The 17,309-nt window shown below is 47.6% G+C and carries 16 protein-coding genes and 1 pseudogene; 2 read left to right on the forward strand and 15 right to left on the reverse strand.

The annotated features are described in order from the left end of the window. Nucleotides 1–58 precede the first annotated feature (58 nt). The 12 genes and pseudogenes from EJQ19_RS24880 to EJQ19_RS24935 all read right to left on the reverse strand — a co-directional run. Nucleotides 59–160, reverse strand: a pseudogene (locus tag EJQ19_RS24880) (helix-turn-helix domain-containing protein); the annotation flags it as partial. Nucleotides 161–522: 362 nt separating this feature from the next. Beyond that, nucleotides 523–3,453 (reverse strand): S-layer homology domain-containing protein, encoded by a 2,931-nt coding sequence (locus EJQ19_RS32680; RefSeq protein WP_241243078.1) that lies wholly within the window; start codon nt 3,451–3,453, stop codon nt 523–525. A 512-nt stretch (nt 3,454–3,965) separates the two neighbouring features. Further along, nucleotides 3,966–5,657 (reverse strand): dihydroxy-acid dehydratase, encoded by a 1,692-nt coding sequence (ilvD, locus tag EJQ19_RS24890; protein ID WP_126143937.1) that lies wholly within the window; start codon nt 5,655–5,657, stop codon nt 3,966–3,968. Between the two features lie 20 nt (nt 5,658–5,677). Next, on the reverse strand, nt 5,678–6,343 hold the full coding sequence (locus EJQ19_RS24895) for a GntR family transcriptional regulator (RefSeq protein WP_126143938.1): 666 nt from the start codon (nt 6,341–6,343) through the stop codon (nt 5,678–5,680). Between the two features lie 271 nt (nt 6,344–6,614). Further along, a complete protein-coding gene (locus tag EJQ19_RS24900; RefSeq protein WP_126143939.1) occupies nt 6,615–7,049 on the reverse strand; it encodes a TetR/AcrR family transcriptional regulator in 435 nt (144 codons plus the stop codon). Between the two features lie 43 nt (nt 7,050–7,092). Next, the gene (locus EJQ19_RS24905) at nt 7,093–8,589 is read right to left on the reverse strand and encodes a multicopper oxidase family protein (protein ID WP_126143940.1); all 1,497 of its coding nucleotides are present in this window, start codon (nt 8,587–8,589) and stop codon (nt 7,093–7,095) included. After that, on the reverse strand, nt 8,579–9,457 hold the full coding sequence (locus EJQ19_RS24910) for an NAD(P)H-binding protein (protein ID WP_126143941.1): 879 nt from the start codon (nt 9,455–9,457) through the stop codon (nt 8,579–8,581). Before EJQ19_RS24910 ends, EJQ19_RS24905 begins: the two co-directional genes overlap by 11 nt. A 23-nt stretch (nt 9,458–9,480) precedes the next feature. Further along, on the reverse strand, nt 9,481–10,923 hold the full coding sequence (locus EJQ19_RS24915) for a DHA2 family efflux MFS transporter permease subunit (RefSeq protein ID WP_126143942.1): 1,443 nt from the start codon (nt 10,921–10,923) through the stop codon (nt 9,481–9,483). A 236-nt stretch (nt 10,924–11,159) separates the two neighbouring features. After that, nucleotides 11,160–11,681, reverse strand: coding sequence for a TetR/AcrR family transcriptional regulator (locus EJQ19_RS24920; RefSeq protein WP_126143943.1), 522 nt, complete (start codon nt 11,679–11,681; stop codon nt 11,160–11,162). 90 nt (nt 11,682–11,771) lie between these two features. Continuing rightward, nucleotides 11,772–12,317, reverse strand: coding sequence for an SRPBCC family protein (locus tag EJQ19_RS24925; RefSeq protein ID WP_126143944.1), 546 nt, complete (start codon nt 12,315–12,317; stop codon nt 11,772–11,774). Nucleotides 12,318–12,387: 70 nt separating this feature from the next. Continuing rightward, nucleotides 12,388–13,362 (reverse strand): SDR family NAD(P)-dependent oxidoreductase, encoded by a 975-nt coding sequence (locus tag EJQ19_RS24930; RefSeq protein WP_206438484.1) that lies wholly within the window; start codon nt 13,360–13,362, stop codon nt 12,388–12,390. Between the two features lie 570 nt (nt 13,363–13,932). After that, a complete protein-coding gene (locus EJQ19_RS24935) occupies nt 13,933–14,211 on the reverse strand; it encodes a hypothetical protein (protein ID WP_126143946.1) in 279 nt (92 codons plus the stop codon). 220 nt (nt 14,212–14,431) lie between these two features. Between EJQ19_RS24935 and EJQ19_RS24940 the strand changes: the two genes are divergently transcribed. Continuing rightward, nucleotides 14,432–14,821, forward strand: coding sequence for a YhjD family protein (locus EJQ19_RS24940; RefSeq protein WP_126143947.1), 390 nt, complete (start codon nt 14,432–14,434; stop codon nt 14,819–14,821). Nucleotides 14,822–14,946: 125 nt separating this feature from the next. After that, nucleotides 14,947–15,528 carry a DUF4352 domain-containing protein gene (locus EJQ19_RS24945; RefSeq protein WP_126143948.1) on the forward strand — a complete coding sequence of 194 codons (582 nt, stop codon included), beginning with the start codon at nt 14,947–14,949 and terminating at the stop codon, nt 15,526–15,528. A gap of 95 nt (nt 15,529–15,623) precedes the next feature. Here the strand turns inward: EJQ19_RS24945 and EJQ19_RS24950 are convergent, their stop codons facing one another. From EJQ19_RS24950 to EJQ19_RS24960, 3 genes are read right to left on the reverse strand one after another with little or no spacing between them, the layout of a single operon-like run. Further along, on the reverse strand, nt 15,624–16,265 hold the full coding sequence (locus EJQ19_RS24950) for a glucosaminidase domain-containing protein (RefSeq protein WP_126143949.1): 642 nt from the start codon (nt 16,263–16,265) through the stop codon (nt 15,624–15,626). Continuing rightward, nucleotides 16,262–17,008 carry a C1 family peptidase gene (locus tag EJQ19_RS24955; protein WP_126143950.1) on the reverse strand — a complete coding sequence of 249 codons (747 nt, stop codon included), beginning with the start codon at nt 17,006–17,008 and terminating at the stop codon, nt 16,262–16,264. The genes EJQ19_RS24950 and EJQ19_RS24955 overlap by 4 nt, the downstream gene beginning before the upstream one ends. Next, the gene (locus EJQ19_RS24960; protein WP_126143951.1) at nt 17,005–17,307 is read right to left on the reverse strand and encodes a hypothetical protein; all 303 of its coding nucleotides are present in this window, start codon (nt 17,305–17,307) and stop codon (nt 17,005–17,007) included. Before EJQ19_RS24960 ends, EJQ19_RS24955 begins: the two co-directional genes overlap by 4 nt. Nucleotides 17,308–17,309: the final 2 nt, after the last annotated feature.

The raw sequence follows: 17,309 nt of genomic DNA on the forward strand, positions 1-17,309 counted from the left end.
TTAGCAAATTTTTTTGGATTGGGCAATATGGAATTTTGAAGCACAGGGGCTGTCCTAAAAGTAGGTCAGCTGGCTTATTTTGATAGTGAAGATAAAAGGTATTTCGATTGATCATAGCCCGATCGGCAATATCCTGGATCGTTGTCGCTTCATATCCTTGAAAGATCGCCGAGCATTGGGACGTAATCGAGGCCATACTGCCGGCAGAAAAACGGAAAAATTCGAACAGTAGATTTTGAAGTTTTGTAGCTGAACCGCAAGAAAGACATCGCCGATTTTACGGTGATGTCTTTCGCTTCACGACCACTACAGCAAGCTTTATAGCCACCATACGTAGTACGAAACTGCCGATAAAATGGAAAAGAGAGCCCAAAAGCGAGCTCTCCTAAAGTACGTATGGAGGTGAACCGTGGCTCAGAAAATTCACACTTCGCCGCGGATGCTTCTGTTATTTGGAAAGGTGGTATAATTTGAGGAAAACCCTATTAAAAACCTACCTTCTATTATGCATACACAACACGATTAATTGAGCGAATCCAACAGCGTCTTCAGTTGCGGATTAAGCTCCAGCGCTTTCAAAATGATCTGCAAAGCCTCTGCACGAGTGGCATTTCTTTCGGCATCGAACTTCCCATCCGCTTCACCGCTGATGACACCAGCTTGGGCTAAAGCTTTGATCTCGTTTGCAGCGTAAGAATCCTTCAAATCAGTGAAGTTCCCCTTGGTCGCGTCCTTCTCCAAATTGTTAAGGTTGACTACGCGGGATAACATGATAACCATTTCCTCCCGTGTAATCGTGTTATCCGGCTTAAACGTATCGTCATCGTAGCCGCCAATTACCCCTGCGTCTTGGAGCTTTTTAAGAGCATCTTTTGCCCAGTGACGATCAATGTCCTTCAATGTAGTACTAGGATTGTCACCACCCTTTAAATCGAACACACGATTCAAGATCACTGCAAACTCAGCGCGTGTGATGTTACCGTCCGGCTTGAACGTACCATCGTCGTAACCATCAATCACGTGCAGCTTTACAAAAGTAGTAATGGTCCTCTCAGCCCAATGTCCCTTGGTGTCCGAAGGATTAACTGCATCTGAAGCTTTATTAGCTTCTTGAATCCGGGTCTCGATATTTTTTACAACATTACTGTCACCCTTCACTACATCCGAATTAAACACATCCGTTCCACGATTAGGTGTCGGAGATGGACTCGGCACAGTTTCAAGTTTCGGAATAGCAGGTTGAATGTCATCGTTAGAAGAACGCGTATCAATTGTAACAACACTGCTTCCTACTACACCGGATCCATCATGTGCGGTTGCCTGAACGGTAACAATACCCGCTTGAGTTGCGACAAGCACGCCATCGTCATTGATCGTGGCTATCCCTGTGCTAGGAACTACCGACCAAATAACAGTTTTATCCGTTGCATTGTCAGGGGCTGCATTTGCACCGAACTGAAGCGTATCTCCAACGTACATTGTCGTACTCGTACTAGACACTGTGATAGCAGTAACCAGCTGAGGTTCTCGTGTAACACTGACCGTATACGTTTTCGCCGTTCCATCCTGCGCAGTAACTACAAAGTTAATGATATTTGATCCTACATTTAAACTGATCGGATTGTTAACTGGTTCCCCGTTCAAACTCATGACTGCAGTCGCATGAATATCGGTAGTTGTATATGTAGCTGTCGTGAGAGTTACACTGTTAGGTACAGTCGCCGTGTAAGCATACGTATTTGCACTCACTGTTTGATCCAGTGTGATGTCGCTTAAGTTCAATAAACTTAAAGCTGCATTACTTGAACCAGCCCGAGTAACCGTCACCGAATAGCTTTTCATCGTTCCATCTTGTGCGGTAACCACAACACTAATAACATTAGAGCCTACACTCAGCGGGACTGGATTATTCACCGGGACGCCATTAAGCTTCAATACAGCCGTTGCATGGCTGTCAGCAGTCGTATAGGTGACTGTGGTTACTGAAACATCGTTTGTCACTGCCGCTGTGTAGACGTACACATTTCCACTCACGGTTTGATCAAGCGTAACATCACTTAAATTCAGCGAACTTAAGGCTGCATTTGCAGATAGTGCGTTGACATCCTGAATCACAGTCGCATCTGCGTATCCGGAAGCAGTTATTATTAAGGTATGGCGTCCAGTCTGCAACTTACCCGCGTAGAATACAATATTTCCTGCATCGATTGCATAATCCACACCCGGAGTCAACGTGGTGTCGCCGTCCATTACCGCCTTAATAGCGTTACGCCAATTAGCGTTATCTGTAAATGGGATCACAATATCATGAAGGGAGTCATTGTCTGTTGAATCAGCAGCCAATGTCGGAGAGGGCGGATACAAAGAACTGACTCTGATTGTTCCTGACAGGTCTGCATAGGCTACAAAAGGAGTGCCGTCGGCTGTAATATAAAGCCCATAATTATTATTAGCCGGCTCAACCGTAGAGGCTGGCGCGTTGCCGACGAGAGACCAGCTAGAAGTACCTGTATATAGCGTCAGTTTATCGGCATAAGCCGAATCTTTTGCCATATAATAATAATTCCCATTCCGTCGACTAACGCTATAGTCGTTCGGATTATCCGTATCGCCTTCCGAGAAATATATATAATAGCCAGATTCGTTGATGAACGGATCGCTGGTGAGCAAAATGTGACCTGGATTTCCACTCAATGTGTCCGCAGTCCAAGCTCCAGAAGCAAAATGAACCAAATTGGCATGAAACTTATTCGTACCATCTTTTGTCGAGAAGGCCAAGAAAGATGTGCCCGCAACTGTACTAAACGTAATAAAATAAGCCTGATTCGTCGTAAAACCAGGACTCCCCAATGTGTTCCAAGTGCCCGAAACGCTGCCGTACGCTTTTGCTGTCGCTTTCATGTCATAGTGATAGTCAGAATAAGCAACATAGGGAATACCGCCTCTAACATAGAGGTTAATGTATGCCGCTCCGCCCTCCGACACTGCTCCTCCGCCCAGCGTGTCCCAACTACTGCCGTTAAATTTCTTGACCCAAAGCCTGTAATCGGCGTCTGTGTAAGCGACATAAGGAACAGCGTCAGAATCAGCCGGATCGATATACAGGACCACCGCTTTATTACCAGCCAAGGCAGAATCGGCTGCAGCCGTTCCTATTGCTGTGTCGCTCAGCGTGTCCCATCCTGTGCCATTATACTTTTTTACCCATACCTGTTTGTTCTCATCGCAATAGGCAACATATGGAACCCCATTCAGCGCAGATACGGAAAGGGAGCAAGCCGATTGGGACGTCGTTGCAACGGGCTCTAGATTATTCCACACCAGTACATTTGACGCTTTGGCGCTGCTTGCGCCAAACGCGAACTGTACAGTCAACACGGCCAGCACCAAAAGCACGTTCATGACGGAGACTAAAATTCGCTTATTTCTTTTGAATAATCCAGTTGATAACATATCTTTCTATTCCTCCGACTACAATTTATAATCTAATCATTAAGCCTATCACTTAGATAGGTCTTTATTCCCATAAAATTAGTTAGCCTAACCGGTTCGCACTCCTCCCCTGTCGTTAATTGGCGCCACTTTTCACTCAAATATAGTTATAAAGAACTAAAATATCTATATCATAAACTAATATCGCTAAATCTGCTATGAAAATTTTGTCGATTTTACAAGAAAAATCGGATGCTGAAATCCAGTAAGATTTAGCTGCTCTCTGTCCATAAGTAAAAAGCCTCAGCATCACCGCAAATGCAGTAACACCAAGGCCTTTCATTTTTAAAGTTCTAATGGAGGTGAGTCTTGCATTGGCAAATCCATCTTATTGCTCTTTTTCTTATACGAAGCGAAGTAACCATTCATTACCTTTGAAAAGATAAACAAGGAATGTCTACCTGGTTATTGAACTATCGTTCCCCGTAAGCTCAATAAGGGCTGTGAAAACATCTGGAATAGGTGATGGATATTTATTCAAAAATATCTGTTACTGCACCTTTAGACGCAGAAGAGACAAGTCTTGCATATTTGGCGAGTACGCCAGCGTTTACTTTGAGTGGAGGCTGCACCCATGCTTGCGCCCGAGCAGCCAGCTCCTCTTCTGTCACGTTAAACATCATCTGCTGCGATTCGCTGTCGATAGTGATGATGTCCCCGTTCCTGAGCAACGCGATCGGCCCACCTACCTGTGCTTCAGGTGATACATGGCCGACAACGAAGCCATGCGAGCCGCCCGAGAACCTGCCATCGGTCATAAGGGCCACTTCCCCGCCAAGACCCTTACCTACAATTAGCGCGGTAACCGACAGCATCTCTGGCATACCTGGCCCGCCTTTTGGGCCGCAATAGCGGATAACCACTACATCCCCTTTATGGATTTCATTTCTTAAAATAGCTTCCGTTGCCTCATCCTCGCTGTCAAACACCTTTGCCGGGCCGACAAAACGCAGCTTCTTCATTCCTGACATTTTGGCAACGGCACCTTCAGGGGCTAGGTTGCCTCTAAGCACAACCAAGGGGCCATTCGGCTTCAGCGGCATGCTAATCGGGCGAATAATCTCCTGATCTTTCTGCAACGGAGCTGCTTCGGCTAGATTCTCCGCCAAGGTCTTACCTGTAACCGTCAGGCAATCACCGTGAAGAAGTCCCTCTGCGAGTAATAACTTCATGACGCCAGGAATGCCGCCAATATCGTTCAAATCCTGCATGACATATCGGCCGCTTGGTTTCAGATCTGCTAGATGAGGTACACGCAGGCGGATCCGCTCAAAATCGTCCAGTGTTAAATCGACGCCTACCGAATGCGCAATGGCGGGCAAATGCAGGAACGCATTGGTCGAACCGCCCAAAGCCATAACGACCGTAATCGCATTCTCAAATGCTTTTTTCGTCATAATGTCTTTCGGATAGATCCCCTGTTCCAGTAGCGAAATGACCTGTTTGCCGGCCGCGGCACATTCTGCCGCTTTATCAGACGAGATTGCCGGCGTAGAGGAGGAACCGGGCAGGCTCATGCCCATTGCCTCTGCAGCTGCAGCCATTGTATTTGCAGTGTACATGCCGCCGCAAGCTCCCGGACCCGGGCAGACGCTGCATTCCACCTTATGAAGCTGTTCATCCGTCATTCTTCCATCATGATATTGTCCGACCGCTTCGAAAGCTGTAACGATATCGACGTCTTTACCGTCGAGCTTGCCCGGTTGAATCGTCCCTCCATATACGTAAACGGAAGGAATATTCAGCCGTCCGATCGCCATTAGACAGGCAGGCGTATTTTTGTCGCACCCACCGATCGCCACAACACCGTCAAAGCGCTCGGCTCCTGTAACAATTTCAATCGAATCCGCGATGGCTTCCCGGCTTGGCAGCGAGAACAGCATGCCTTCATGCCCCATCGATATGCCGTCTGAGACTGTGATCGTATTAAAGATCAGCGGTGCACCGCCATGGTTATGTACCCCATGCTTGGCTTGAACGGCCAATTCATTGATGTGCATATTGCACGGAGTAACCTCACTCCACGTGCTGGCTACGCCAATCATCGGCTTTTTGAAATCCTCATCTGTAAAACCAACAGCGCGCAGCATCGCTCTGTTCGGTACCCGGTTGGCACCCTCGCTGATGACCTTGCTGCGAATACGAAGATCTTGTCCTTTTCCCAATGTTACTCGCCCCTCTTTGTTTATAGTAGTCCGTGCAGTTCCTGCATCGGACGGATGAAATTTTGCTTCATCATGCCCTGAGCGCGTTTGCTATCGTTGTTCTCAAAAGCAGCAATTATCGTTGCATGTTCATCGACTGAAGCTTGAGTCGCTGTGATCGGCTGCTTTAGGAATACATATTTAAAACGGCGGATATGGATCTGAAGCGATGAGCTGAATGAAGCGATATAAGGATTGTCCGAAAGTTCAATAATCAGGTTATGGAATTGTTCGTCCGCCTCCATGGCTTGGTATGCCTGACCGCTCTTAATGGAGCTTTCAAATTCCAGATTAATCGCCCTCAATTGCTCGATTTGCTCGGGCACAATAATTTTTGCGGACACTTCAGCTGCTAGAGCTTGAAGAGCCGCCATCGTTGAATACATCTTGAAGATGTCATCCTTCTCTATTTCCGTGACTTTTGTTTCTTTTCCAGGATGCATAGAGACGAGCCCTTGTACTTCGAGCAACTGAAAGGCTTCCCGAATAGGCGTGCGGCTTACGCCAAGCGACTCCGCCAATTCTGCGTCGATCAGTTTCTCCCCGGGTTGCAGCGTACCATCAATAATCCATCGCTGTATTTGAGAGAAGGCTCTTTCTTTTGCAGATATTCGTGCAGGCGAGACAAAATTTTTAGGAACCGGCATAATTATCATCCTCACTTCCCATCTTCTAATATGCAATATATCGCATACATATATTTAAAGCAAGCTATTTAAATTAAGACTGATAATTTCCCAATAAAATAGCCGCCTGTTTGACAGGCAGCTTTCATTTGATGTATTGGAAATATTGGGTTACAGCCGCCAAAAAATCTTAGCGGCTGCCGAAAGAATTCACTATCCTCCTGTTCGTAATATGAGGTCACAGATCATTAACCTATGAATGAGCTGTTGCAACTTGGATATTGCCTGCCCTTCAGCTCTCCTTCAATTCAGGCAGGCGTATAGCCACAGCTATATTAAATAGCACCCCTCTTGAAAGGAACACCATCGCCTTCTCCTCGGGATTCGGTATCTTGGATTGACTGAAGGCTTTTAGTACCATCATGTGCACTTCCCGGAACCCACGCTGCATAACTTCTTGGATCGCACCTTCCTGAATCCGTTCTGAAGACGCAGACTTTACCACTTCGCGGAAGGATGCGATAATCCGAGACCAGGATACCTCAAGTGCAGTCATAAGCAGCTTCTCTTTTGATGCGAAGAAATGGAAAACATAGGACTGCGAGATTTGTACTCGATCCGCAATCTGTCTCGTTGTCGCTCTGAAATAGCCGATCTCAGCAAATACATCAATGGCTGCAGCTATGATATCTGACTGACGACAAACGAATGACTTTGTATCTCTCATCAGAAAATTGGCTCCTTTGTGAATAACTAAATTATCGGTTGCATTAAAGGTCTGGAAGATTGCCCGATTTGGTTCCCAAGCGGTATGATGTCGAAATGCCTTCGTAATCCAACATCATGCTCATACCCATCGAGGCATGCTTGAGATTATGGCAATGTACCATCCAGAGGCCCGGATTATCGGCTTCCAGGTACAGCTCGTAGGTCTCACCCTCCTTTGTCAAAAGTGTATCCAGATACACCGGACTACCGCGTAAGGCAACGCCGTTCTTGCTCAAGACGCGGAACACATGTCCATGAATATGAAACGGATGGTCACCTCCACCTCTATTGGAAACATTGATGCGTACATGATCCCCTTCTTTTACAATCATTGGGGGGATATCGCTAAAGGCTTTGCCGTTAATGGATTTGACGAAAAGGTTCTGACCTAGCTCAAGATTGAAAAGCCGATCTGGTTGAACATACAGGGTGGTATCGTTAGGAAGCGGAGTACCATAGTCAATGAACGAGAATAGCTGTCCGCCATCCGAATGCTGAGGCTCGCTTCCACTGCCGATCGTAATCGGCAAGTTCTTTGCCATTGGACTACTGATGATTACTTTGCCCGTATTCGGAACTTGAATAAGCAGATCGTAGCGCTGTCCGGCTCCGATCGGAACTCTCACTCCTTCCAGCAACCCGGGTTCATGAAGATCGTGACCATCCATCGCCACACCCCGGAAAGATGCCCCGTCGATATTGAATTCCATCGTTTCATTACCGGCATTGATCAGCCTTAGCCTGGCCTGTTCGCCTGGCTGGCCGGGGACTGCTATTCCTTCCGCCCTTCCGTTTACCAGCATGGAAGAATCCAGTTGTTGATAAAGTACAGTCGTATCCGATATTGGAGCATCTGATTGGTATCCTGTTTTTGGTTCAACGATCAGTGCCCCCAGAAGCCCCTTGCTGACTTGAATGGAGCTCATCTGATGGGAGTGATACCAATAAGTACCTGGAGTCGTCGCGATGAACGTGTAGGTAAACTGGCCTCCAGGTAGCACAGCATCTTGTGTTAATCCTGCAATGCCGTCCTGCGAACACGGAACCTTAATCCCGTGGAAATGAATCGTAACACCGTCTTCGATGTCCTTGTTATGGAGAGTAATAACCACTCTATTACCCTCCGTCACACGAAGCTCGGGACCCGGAGAAGAACCATTAAAGGTCCAAGCCTTAACCTTCTCGCCATTCGCCAGCTTCAACGTCGTTTGCGCTGCCGTCAGTTCGAACTTGCGAATTGGGGCGGATGATTCAGGAGCAGTCAGGGAATCACAAGACAACTCGCCTTCTGCAGGGGAATTCTCCATGCCCGCCATGTGCTCCATATGCCCCATCCCTGCCATCTCAGTCATGCCGCCCATCGTATGGTGTGCCATGCTCATCTCTACCGGCTTCTGAAGCCGCATTTGCCACAAATAGGTCGATACTGCCGCGCCAATCATAAGTACGATTAGCAAAAGAATCCCTACATAGATTACCGTTTTCCTTCTAGTCAACATGCATCCCACCTTGAAGCTTCTTCGCCATGTGCTTTACTGTCGAAGCTATGCTTTCGTGATAAGGCGTGGAATTGGAGCCGCAATATTCTTCGATCCCTTGCCCCTTGATATTGGCACCGATCTGCTCATATTGATCGAGCATTCTTTCCACCCGGGGTTCGTACCATCTCAGCAATCGTAGGTGCCACCCGCCGCTCGGCTCGATTCGTGGGGCTCTTTGAACAACTGAACCCGCAAGATCGAGGAGTTCCTTCTGTGAGATTTGACCGCCGCTCCGTAAGATCCAGTCCCTTCCGTAAGCGGAGTCTGCGAAGGCCAACTCATGCACATATCTAACGGCATCCTCCACGTATAGATAGTCTCTTCTGACAGTTGGATCGACGACACGATGGATAGGTTTTCCATGGATCATTTTGCGAAGTGCATAGTGAAGGATCGTGTTGGAAACACCCTCGCCGAACAACTCCGGAATCATGATTCGCATAGACGCTTCAGACAGAGAGATGGGATTTTCATCGTCGCGATAATAAATCCCTTCGAGAATTACCGTCCTAGCTCCGGTCACTGCAGCGACGCTCCGCACTGCCTCGAGCATTCGCTGCATCTTCCCCGGATTATCGTCGTAGGATAAGTAAGCGCCGCAGAAAATCACATTGACACCTTCCGCTGCTGCCAGTAGCTCGCTCGGCTTCCCCACATCTCCTCGTACGGTTCGTAGAAGCGATGAAGAAGAGAATGTCTCCTCCAGCGCCTCCAGCTTCTGTTTCGAACCGGAATAAGCTACGACTTCTACATTCGATTCAATTAATTGCTTTATCAATGCTTTTCCCCAACCACTACCTGATCTAACTACCATTGCTTTCATCATTTAAATCGCTCCTTTGTAATTGATTAATCACTAACTACAGGGGATGAGGGGGACTTAATCAGCGTGAGAACTACGATCGCGCCGATTACTGCAAATCCGGCTGCGCCAAGGAATACCCAGGAAAATCCACCTGTCAATGCTTTTGCTTCCACTACACCACTGTTCATCAAGTGATCCACTCGAGATGACGCCACTGTTGTAAGTAGCGCGAGGCCAATAGCTCCGCCGATCTGTTGCGTTGTATTAATCAAGCCGCTTGCAAGTCCCGCCTCTGCGTCAGCCACGCCATGCACGGCAAGCTCCGTTCCTGAGACGAATGCCCCGCCGAGTCCGATCCCGATCAAGATCGAAGGTCCAAGTAGATGGGTTGTGAACGAAGCGTCACTTGGTGAGAAAGACAACCAGATCAGCCCAGCGGCAAGTAGGATGAGCGACACAGCCAACGTATTACGTGTACCGATGCTTTTGATTATGGCGGGAACAACTCCAGCGATCATGACCAGTGCGCCGGCCAGCGGGAGCTGAGTGAGTCCTGCTTTTAACGCGCCGTAATGAAGGACTTGCTGCATGTACACAGAGAGCGCGAAGAAAAGTCCCGTCGTTGCTCCACCGATAAGGAGCATGGCTAGATTACCGCCTGCAACCGACTTGTTGCGGAAAATGCCTAGCGGCATAAGCGGATTAGACGCACGTTTCTCAATGAAGATAAAGGATCCAAGCAGCACAACTGCCAAGCCCATAAGCACCAGCGTCTGCGGAGCCATCCAGCCCACCTGCTCCGTCCCGGAAAGTGCGGCTACGAGCGCGACAATGCCGGATGTTACTGTAGCTGAGCCCGGTACATCTAAATTAACACGAGAGCCGATTGCGTCCTTTACGACAAGAAAGGGCACAGAAACAAGAACCAAAACGGCAACAGGTACATTTACATAGAAAACCGATGACCAGCCCAGCGATGCCGTCAGTACACCACCCAAAAGAACGCCGGCCGCGCTGCCGATGCCTGCAACTGCCCCCCAGATGCCGAGTGCCTTAGCCCGATCACGTGGATCTACAAACAATTTAGTAACAAGGGCAAGCGCCGCCGGGGCAAGCAGTGCGGCCGATGCGCCCTGAATGGCTCTCGCAGTGAGTAACCAGGCTCCCGATGTTGCAAGTCCAGCTGCAGCTGATGCCAGTGCAAATCCGGTGACTCCAATCATGAACAACCTTCGGTGCCCGAATCGGTCCGATAGCCTTCCGCCGAGAAGTAGCATCCCGCCGAAAGGAAGCACATATATTGTTATAACCCAGCTCAGCGTACTCGTACTAAGGTGAAGCTCCGAGCCGAGTGAGGGGAGTGCGATGTTAACGATCGATGCGTCTAGCACCACTAAAAATTGCGCGAGAGCCAGCGCGATTAATGCCCACCACCTATAGGCTACCATGCGGGAATTTGTAATTGTCGTTTGAACCATAGAACTCATCGGAATCTCCTCCTGTTATTGATTGATTAATTACTGCTGAGTAAAAAAATTTGAACCATTCTATCATTGTGTTGATTTGATACGATCCTTTTTGTGTTGTTGCTCAAATTGCTCCAATAAGTAAAATGTCCTGAATCGCCTCGCTTTCCGTATTAGTGATTGATCAATTACTAACTTATGAAATCAATATAACACACAGTTAGTAATTGATCAATAACAACTTTGGAAATTTTTTCTCACCCCTTCATCAATTCGGGCATATTTAGCACAAGGGCTACATTACATAGCACTCCACGGGCGAGGAAAAGCATCGTCCGCTCTTCGGGCTTCTCGATGCCAGCTTCACGGAACGCTGTCAGTACCATTTCACGGACTTCCTTAAAACCGCCTTGCATCGTATTCTGAATCGCTTCTTCCCGAATAGTCTGCGCCTGCATCTGCAGCAGTATCTCATTCCGGTTCTTCTCCTGAATATTCTCGTACTCCAGAATAAGCGTTGCCTCCAGCAATTCCGGCGATGTCGTTTCCACCACTTTACGGAATGCTTCAACGACCCTAGACCAAGAAACTTCTAACGCGCTTAGCAGCAAATGCTCCTTCGTCGAGAAAAACCGGAATACGTAGGGCTGAGAAATGTTCGCCCGTTCTGCCACTTGAAGGGTCGTTGCACGGTAGTAGCCTACTTCCGCAAAAACTTCAATCGCCGCGGAGATAATGTCTGATCTTCGATTAACAGACGTTGCATCAGATTTAGCCATTTTAACCCCCCTCTTCGATAGTGATTGATCAATAATAGAACTAATATACATTAGTTATCTGATCAGTGCAACAGGTAAGCACTCTTTTTATTAAGCTATCGTTTCTCTTGCGGCCTCGGCAGTCGTCTTGAGATCGGCAAGCCAGGCATTGAGTGAGGACGTGAGTGCCGCGCGCATGCCATCGGGGTCAGCGGCTACTGGTGGACCATCCCAGGACTCGATGGTGTTCACGACGACTCCTTTGGAGGTAGGGGTGATGGTCCATACGTGAACACCCTCGATGCCTAGTGCTGGTCCCCCCCAGACGATGCGTCTTATAGGGTCGACCTCGCGGATGGTGGAGACGATGGGTAGCCTATGCGTCTCCCACTGGAAGGTGCTTCCTACCGCGATTGGACCGGATAACCGCGCCTGGGAGACGTTTTTCTGCCAAGTAGGCCATTGATCAATGCCTGTCTGTATCCGCCATACAGTCTCCTGTGGAGCGTCGATTTCGATAGAAAGGTCGACGATGACCTGGGCGTTTCGGTCGACATCGATGGTGTCCAACTGGGAATCACCACGTTGTTTGACAAGTGCCTCCCTAATCGCTGTTTCCGTCCCGCCCGTTGTTCCAATTACAATCTCTTTTTCCATTCTCATCAGCCTCATTTCGTTTTTAGATTGTTATCAATCACTAACTCATTCTTAATAATTGATTAATCACTTACATTTGTGCAAATGATGATTTACTCTCCTGCAATGCCAACACAGTCGCGGTAATACCCTCTTGAAAAGGCGTCGCGGTGATCGGGCCGATGAACCGTTTATATTTTTCACCACTTAGTGTAAGCGGCTCTTCAGTTAAATAAAGCATCTCGACAACTTCTTTCATCACGGGCACGCTCATACCTATCAACGATAAACCTAATTTTTTTAGAGGTATGACCGGTTTAACTTTGCCGATTGCCTTCTGTGCAATTCGTACAATCTCTCGCCCCGAGATAAGCCCAGCACCCGGTATATTCCAGTTCTGTCCATAAGCGAACTCTTTACCGGCTAGCTCAGTTACCATCGAAGCCGCATCAGGTAAATAGACGAATTCGCGGGGAACATGCATGTTGCCTACAAAAAAAGCCATTTTGCCAGCAGCTATCGCTTCCAGGGTTGAACCTAAATACGAGGCTTCATTAGCCGTAGGTCCATAATAATCGGGTAAGCGAACAATCATAACTTTTGCATTAGTCCACCGCTTGCTGAACAACATCCGTTCATAGTCCAGCCGTACTTTTCCTTTTATCGTATGAGGCTTTTTGGGATGTTCTTCCGTGACAAGATCCATCTGCTTTCTTCCATAAGGATAAATTCCGTCAATCGCGACAACTTTAATCGCAAGCCGTTCTGCCGCCTCCATCACCGATTCGCCTAGAGGAATTAGTTTGTTCACCATCTCGTGATAGGGTACATTCGCACAGTGGAACAATACGTCAGCGTCGCCTGCCTGAGTTACAATATCGTCCGGGCGCATTGCGTCCCCTACAGCAAGAATCAATTTCTTAGGGTTACCAAGCTTTCCAGCAAACTGCTCCAATTTCTGACGCGAACGTCCAAAAGCAATGGTATGTATCCCTCGTTTGACCAATTCTTCCGTGATCGCTGCTCCCGTCCCGCCCGTTGCTCCAATAACAATCGCTTTTTTCATTTTCATCAACCTCACTTATCTTGTAATTGATCAATCACTAACTTGAATTCATCATACCATCCAGTTATTGATTAGTCAATCACAAAATTGAATTTTTCTTTTTGTTTGAAGGGGGTCTTTCTTTTCACCTTCCACACGTTTCTTTTAACTCGAGCATACCAATGGCCTCTGCTATGTTGCATAACATTCCTCTAGCCAGAAATAACATCGTTGCATCTAAAGAAGTACCTCATTACGGTAACCTTCAAAACATTATTAAGCTTTCAACTCCTTAAAAATAATGTGCATGGGTTTTATGCGATTAAAGTAAGGTAAACAAAAAAGATTGCCGCGGGGCAACCTCTTTTGATAAAATCATTCAAATTTTCGATTGATGCAACATGTTGCAAAGTAGGAAGCATCATCTTGCAAAAAAAGATTTTGAATCTTCTGTGTATGGAGGTGAGGGGCCTCGCCACCCACAAAGTACGGAATATTTCCAGAGCCGCATAATACAGTCGTGCGGCTTTTCTTTTTTTAGTCTAACCATGTATGACCACGTTTATTCTAGGAAAGAATTATACTATTAGTCTAGTGATAAGCATCCACATAGTCAAGCATCGGCAGATAGTCCTCGCCGCCGCGGATCATGTATTTCCGAAGGTTCGCAACAAAACGTTCATCGGTCAATGCCAGCTCTACGATAAACGCCTGGGCCGATCCAAGCGAACGGTTTCGTTTGGACTTGGTCATAAATCGCGGATGACGGAAATCCATATTGTCAGCTACTTTTTCAAGCTCAGCAAAAATTCTTCGTGAGTACATCGACGTTGCCCGCAAATTTCTATCGTAACTCTCCCCAACTGGCATATTGCCTACCCCCTACATAAAAGTTTGTCCTTGGAATTATCTTATGGAAAAACCCTGATATGTAGACCGCCCCAGTGTGTACTACACACTTTTTTTGCGTTGGGCGGTCGAGTAGGGGAGCAGAATATTGCCAAACGTTTGAGAATTTGAAAGTTGCAAACAGCGGCATATCCGAATAAAATAAGAACATACATTCCCATTTAAATTGGAGGTATGGTACATGAATTTTAAGCCGGAAGAGCTAACGCTGATAAAGGAATCTGTTCTATTGCCTTTTTTGCTTCCCATTGTGGACCGCAACTTACGTGAAATGGAAGAGGATAAAAACGGTGGTGCGTTTATGCGCCAGCTCTATATCTCAAGTGGAAATCTTTTGTATAGAGAAATCGAATCGGATATTCGGAAAATCAAACAGACGTTGCGCAGCACTGGGATCAGGGTATGGGAAAACGAATCCAAGCGTGACAACCAAACACGCTATTATTCCTATTCGCGAGGAGGATATGAAGGCGAATTGACCATTCTTCGCAATCTGGTCCGGGGCGAAATCGCAGCCAGGCTAAAAGGATATATGAATCGGCTTGAACAATCTCTGCGTGCGGTAAAATAAAAAGAACCTCGGACGTTTTGGAATTTGAGATTTGCTAAAATGTATTTACGACTCTTTATATACTGTTGTATTGTATATTTATATAAAATGGGACTTTCTGGAGGGGAAACGAGGGGGATTCGTCGATGAAAGACGCACAAATTAAAGAATCAAATGAAAATAATACTAAACGAAAAAACGAAGCAAACACATTCGTTGGGGTAATAGCCGTTATTATTTTAATCACAGGTATTTGGTCCTGTTCTGGGAATAAGGATTCTACAACTGTAGATAACGTTACTTCTATTACAAAATCAACCGAAACAAGTCCGTCGTCGATACCGGAGTTCAAGATGAATGAAGCAGCTAGAGTTGGGGCATTCGAGTTCGCGGCTATTAGTTATAATATTTCATCTGAATTTTCAGGCACTAAAACTGAAAATCAATTTGTTGTTGTAAAAGTAAAAATGACCAACAATGACAGTAAGCCCCGCGATTTTAGTAAATCTCTTTTCCAATTAAAAGATGGAACCGGGAAAACATATGCGCCATTTGATGGGGCCGTAAGTGACAATAGTTTGTTGGTTTATGAAACTGTGAATCCAGGATTAAGCAAAACACGAACAATAATCTTTGAAACTCCTAAAGAAATGAAAGGGTTCCAATTAGATTGCAATAGCGGAGTATTGCTTGCAGGGGGAGAACATATTTTAATTAATTTGCAATAAACCTCCCCCCTCAAAAAGAGCAGCTTAAAGGGACTTTTCATTCCTCTTCAAGCTGCTCTTTTTCTGTCTTTACCGGCGCGATGGCCGCGGAAACTTTATTCTGCAGATAATCCCGCCGCGGCACGCAGTTGATTTGCAAGCCAGTTGCAGTACACCTTTTGCTCCTCCAGCTTTGCTGCCGCCGCGGCGTCGCCCTGCTCCTCAACATCTCGCTGCGCCCGATCCGCCTCATGCCACGCTGGCTTGATCCACGTATTGATAATCGTCTGCGCTACTCCTGGAGCTAACTTCAAGGTCTCGTCCTCCCATCTTTGCAGCGTGTAACCCTGCTGCCTGTTGCTCTTTAATACATTGATCAGCTTTGTGGCATACTCCGGATCTGTGGCCCAACCTGCCGCTGCTATCGCCTTGATCTGCCCCTCTTCCGTCGTCTGGAGTTTTACACCAGCATAACGCCCATTTTTTGCGATAAAATCCACATACCCGACAACCGGGTCGGCATACTTGATATAGTATCCGCCTTCGGCTGCCGGCCGCGCCGTGCCTTTGAGTTCCGTGCCCATGTACGGCTGCCAGGTCTGGCCGGCGATGTTGTTGTTGACTTGCAGGTTTGCGCTCAAAAAGTCCCCTGTCTCAAGCTGCCATTGCGCAAGAATGACGGTCGGAAGCCAGCCCGTCTCCAGGCTGGCCTCCTTTGCCTTGTTCCACCAGTAATTTTTGTCGTGTGCTGTACTCATGATGCCACCCACATGTCTGAGACGTACCGCCCGATAAAATCCATCGGCAAATAAAAATAACCCTTGTCTCCCCAGTCGGCCCCCCAAGAGTTGCGGCAGATGATGTATTCGATGCCCCCGATTACTTTGTAGCCCATCGCCAGCACTGCGTGCCCGCCGAGCAGTGCCTCGCGCCTCTTGTCCGGCATCGATACAATTCCTGTACGCGCCACATCTGCGCTCTCAAAGCTGCTGTAAATCTCAATGCCCATCACAACCGGTCGGCCCTCTGAAAGCGCCTCCTTGAGTTGGGCCGCGGTCATGATGCGGTGATACTCGTTGATCTTGTGGTGAGCAGCGGTAGCATAAGCCTCTGCGGTAGGCGTGTGGGTAAAAGTCGACTCCACGTACGGATATGTAGACTCACCGGCGCAGCCGATCTGCTGCATGACCTTCAGGCCGTCGCGAAGGTAAGCGCCGGAGTCGTACCCAACCGTGCCCTCCAGATTGCGCTCTTGCCAGTACAGAAACAAGCGTGAGTAGTAGAAGTACAGTCCAGATGGGTACGTAAAATTTTTGTCCATATACGACATCAGAGCACAGAGCGCATTCGCTGTACAGGATCCGAGCGAGCCCTGGTCAAAGATCAGTGCCGCGTCCTTTGGCCGCAGGTCTACCGCATCGGGCAGCGATGTCGCTTTGGCTGCAAATAAAAAGTCGCGAGTGTCGGGCTTATCCGGCTTGAGTAAATATTGTCTAGTCATTGTTTTCCTCCTGGAGGATTAATCGCCTTGTTATTGATCTGCCCCGCCGCAGCAGCGACGAGAAAGGCATTTGCAAACGCAAGCGCGTAGAGCCGCCAGTCGCCCACGCCGGAGCCCGAAGCAATCTGGGCCAATGTCAGAACGGCCCATGCTACCAAGACGGCAAATACGTCCGTAGGCAGCCAAGGCACCCAGCGGTCAACGAGCGACTTGGTGTACTGCACGACAAAATAAACAAGTAGGGATGCGCCGGCCATCGTGCCGAGGGCGCCCCATGTAAAGAGTTGTCCGTCTTGCATTG

This window comes from Paenibacillus whitsoniae, from assembly GCF_003955665.1.
Classification (GTDB): domain Bacteria; phylum Bacillota; class Bacilli; order Paenibacillales; family NBRC-103111; genus Paenibacillus_E; species Paenibacillus_E whitsoniae.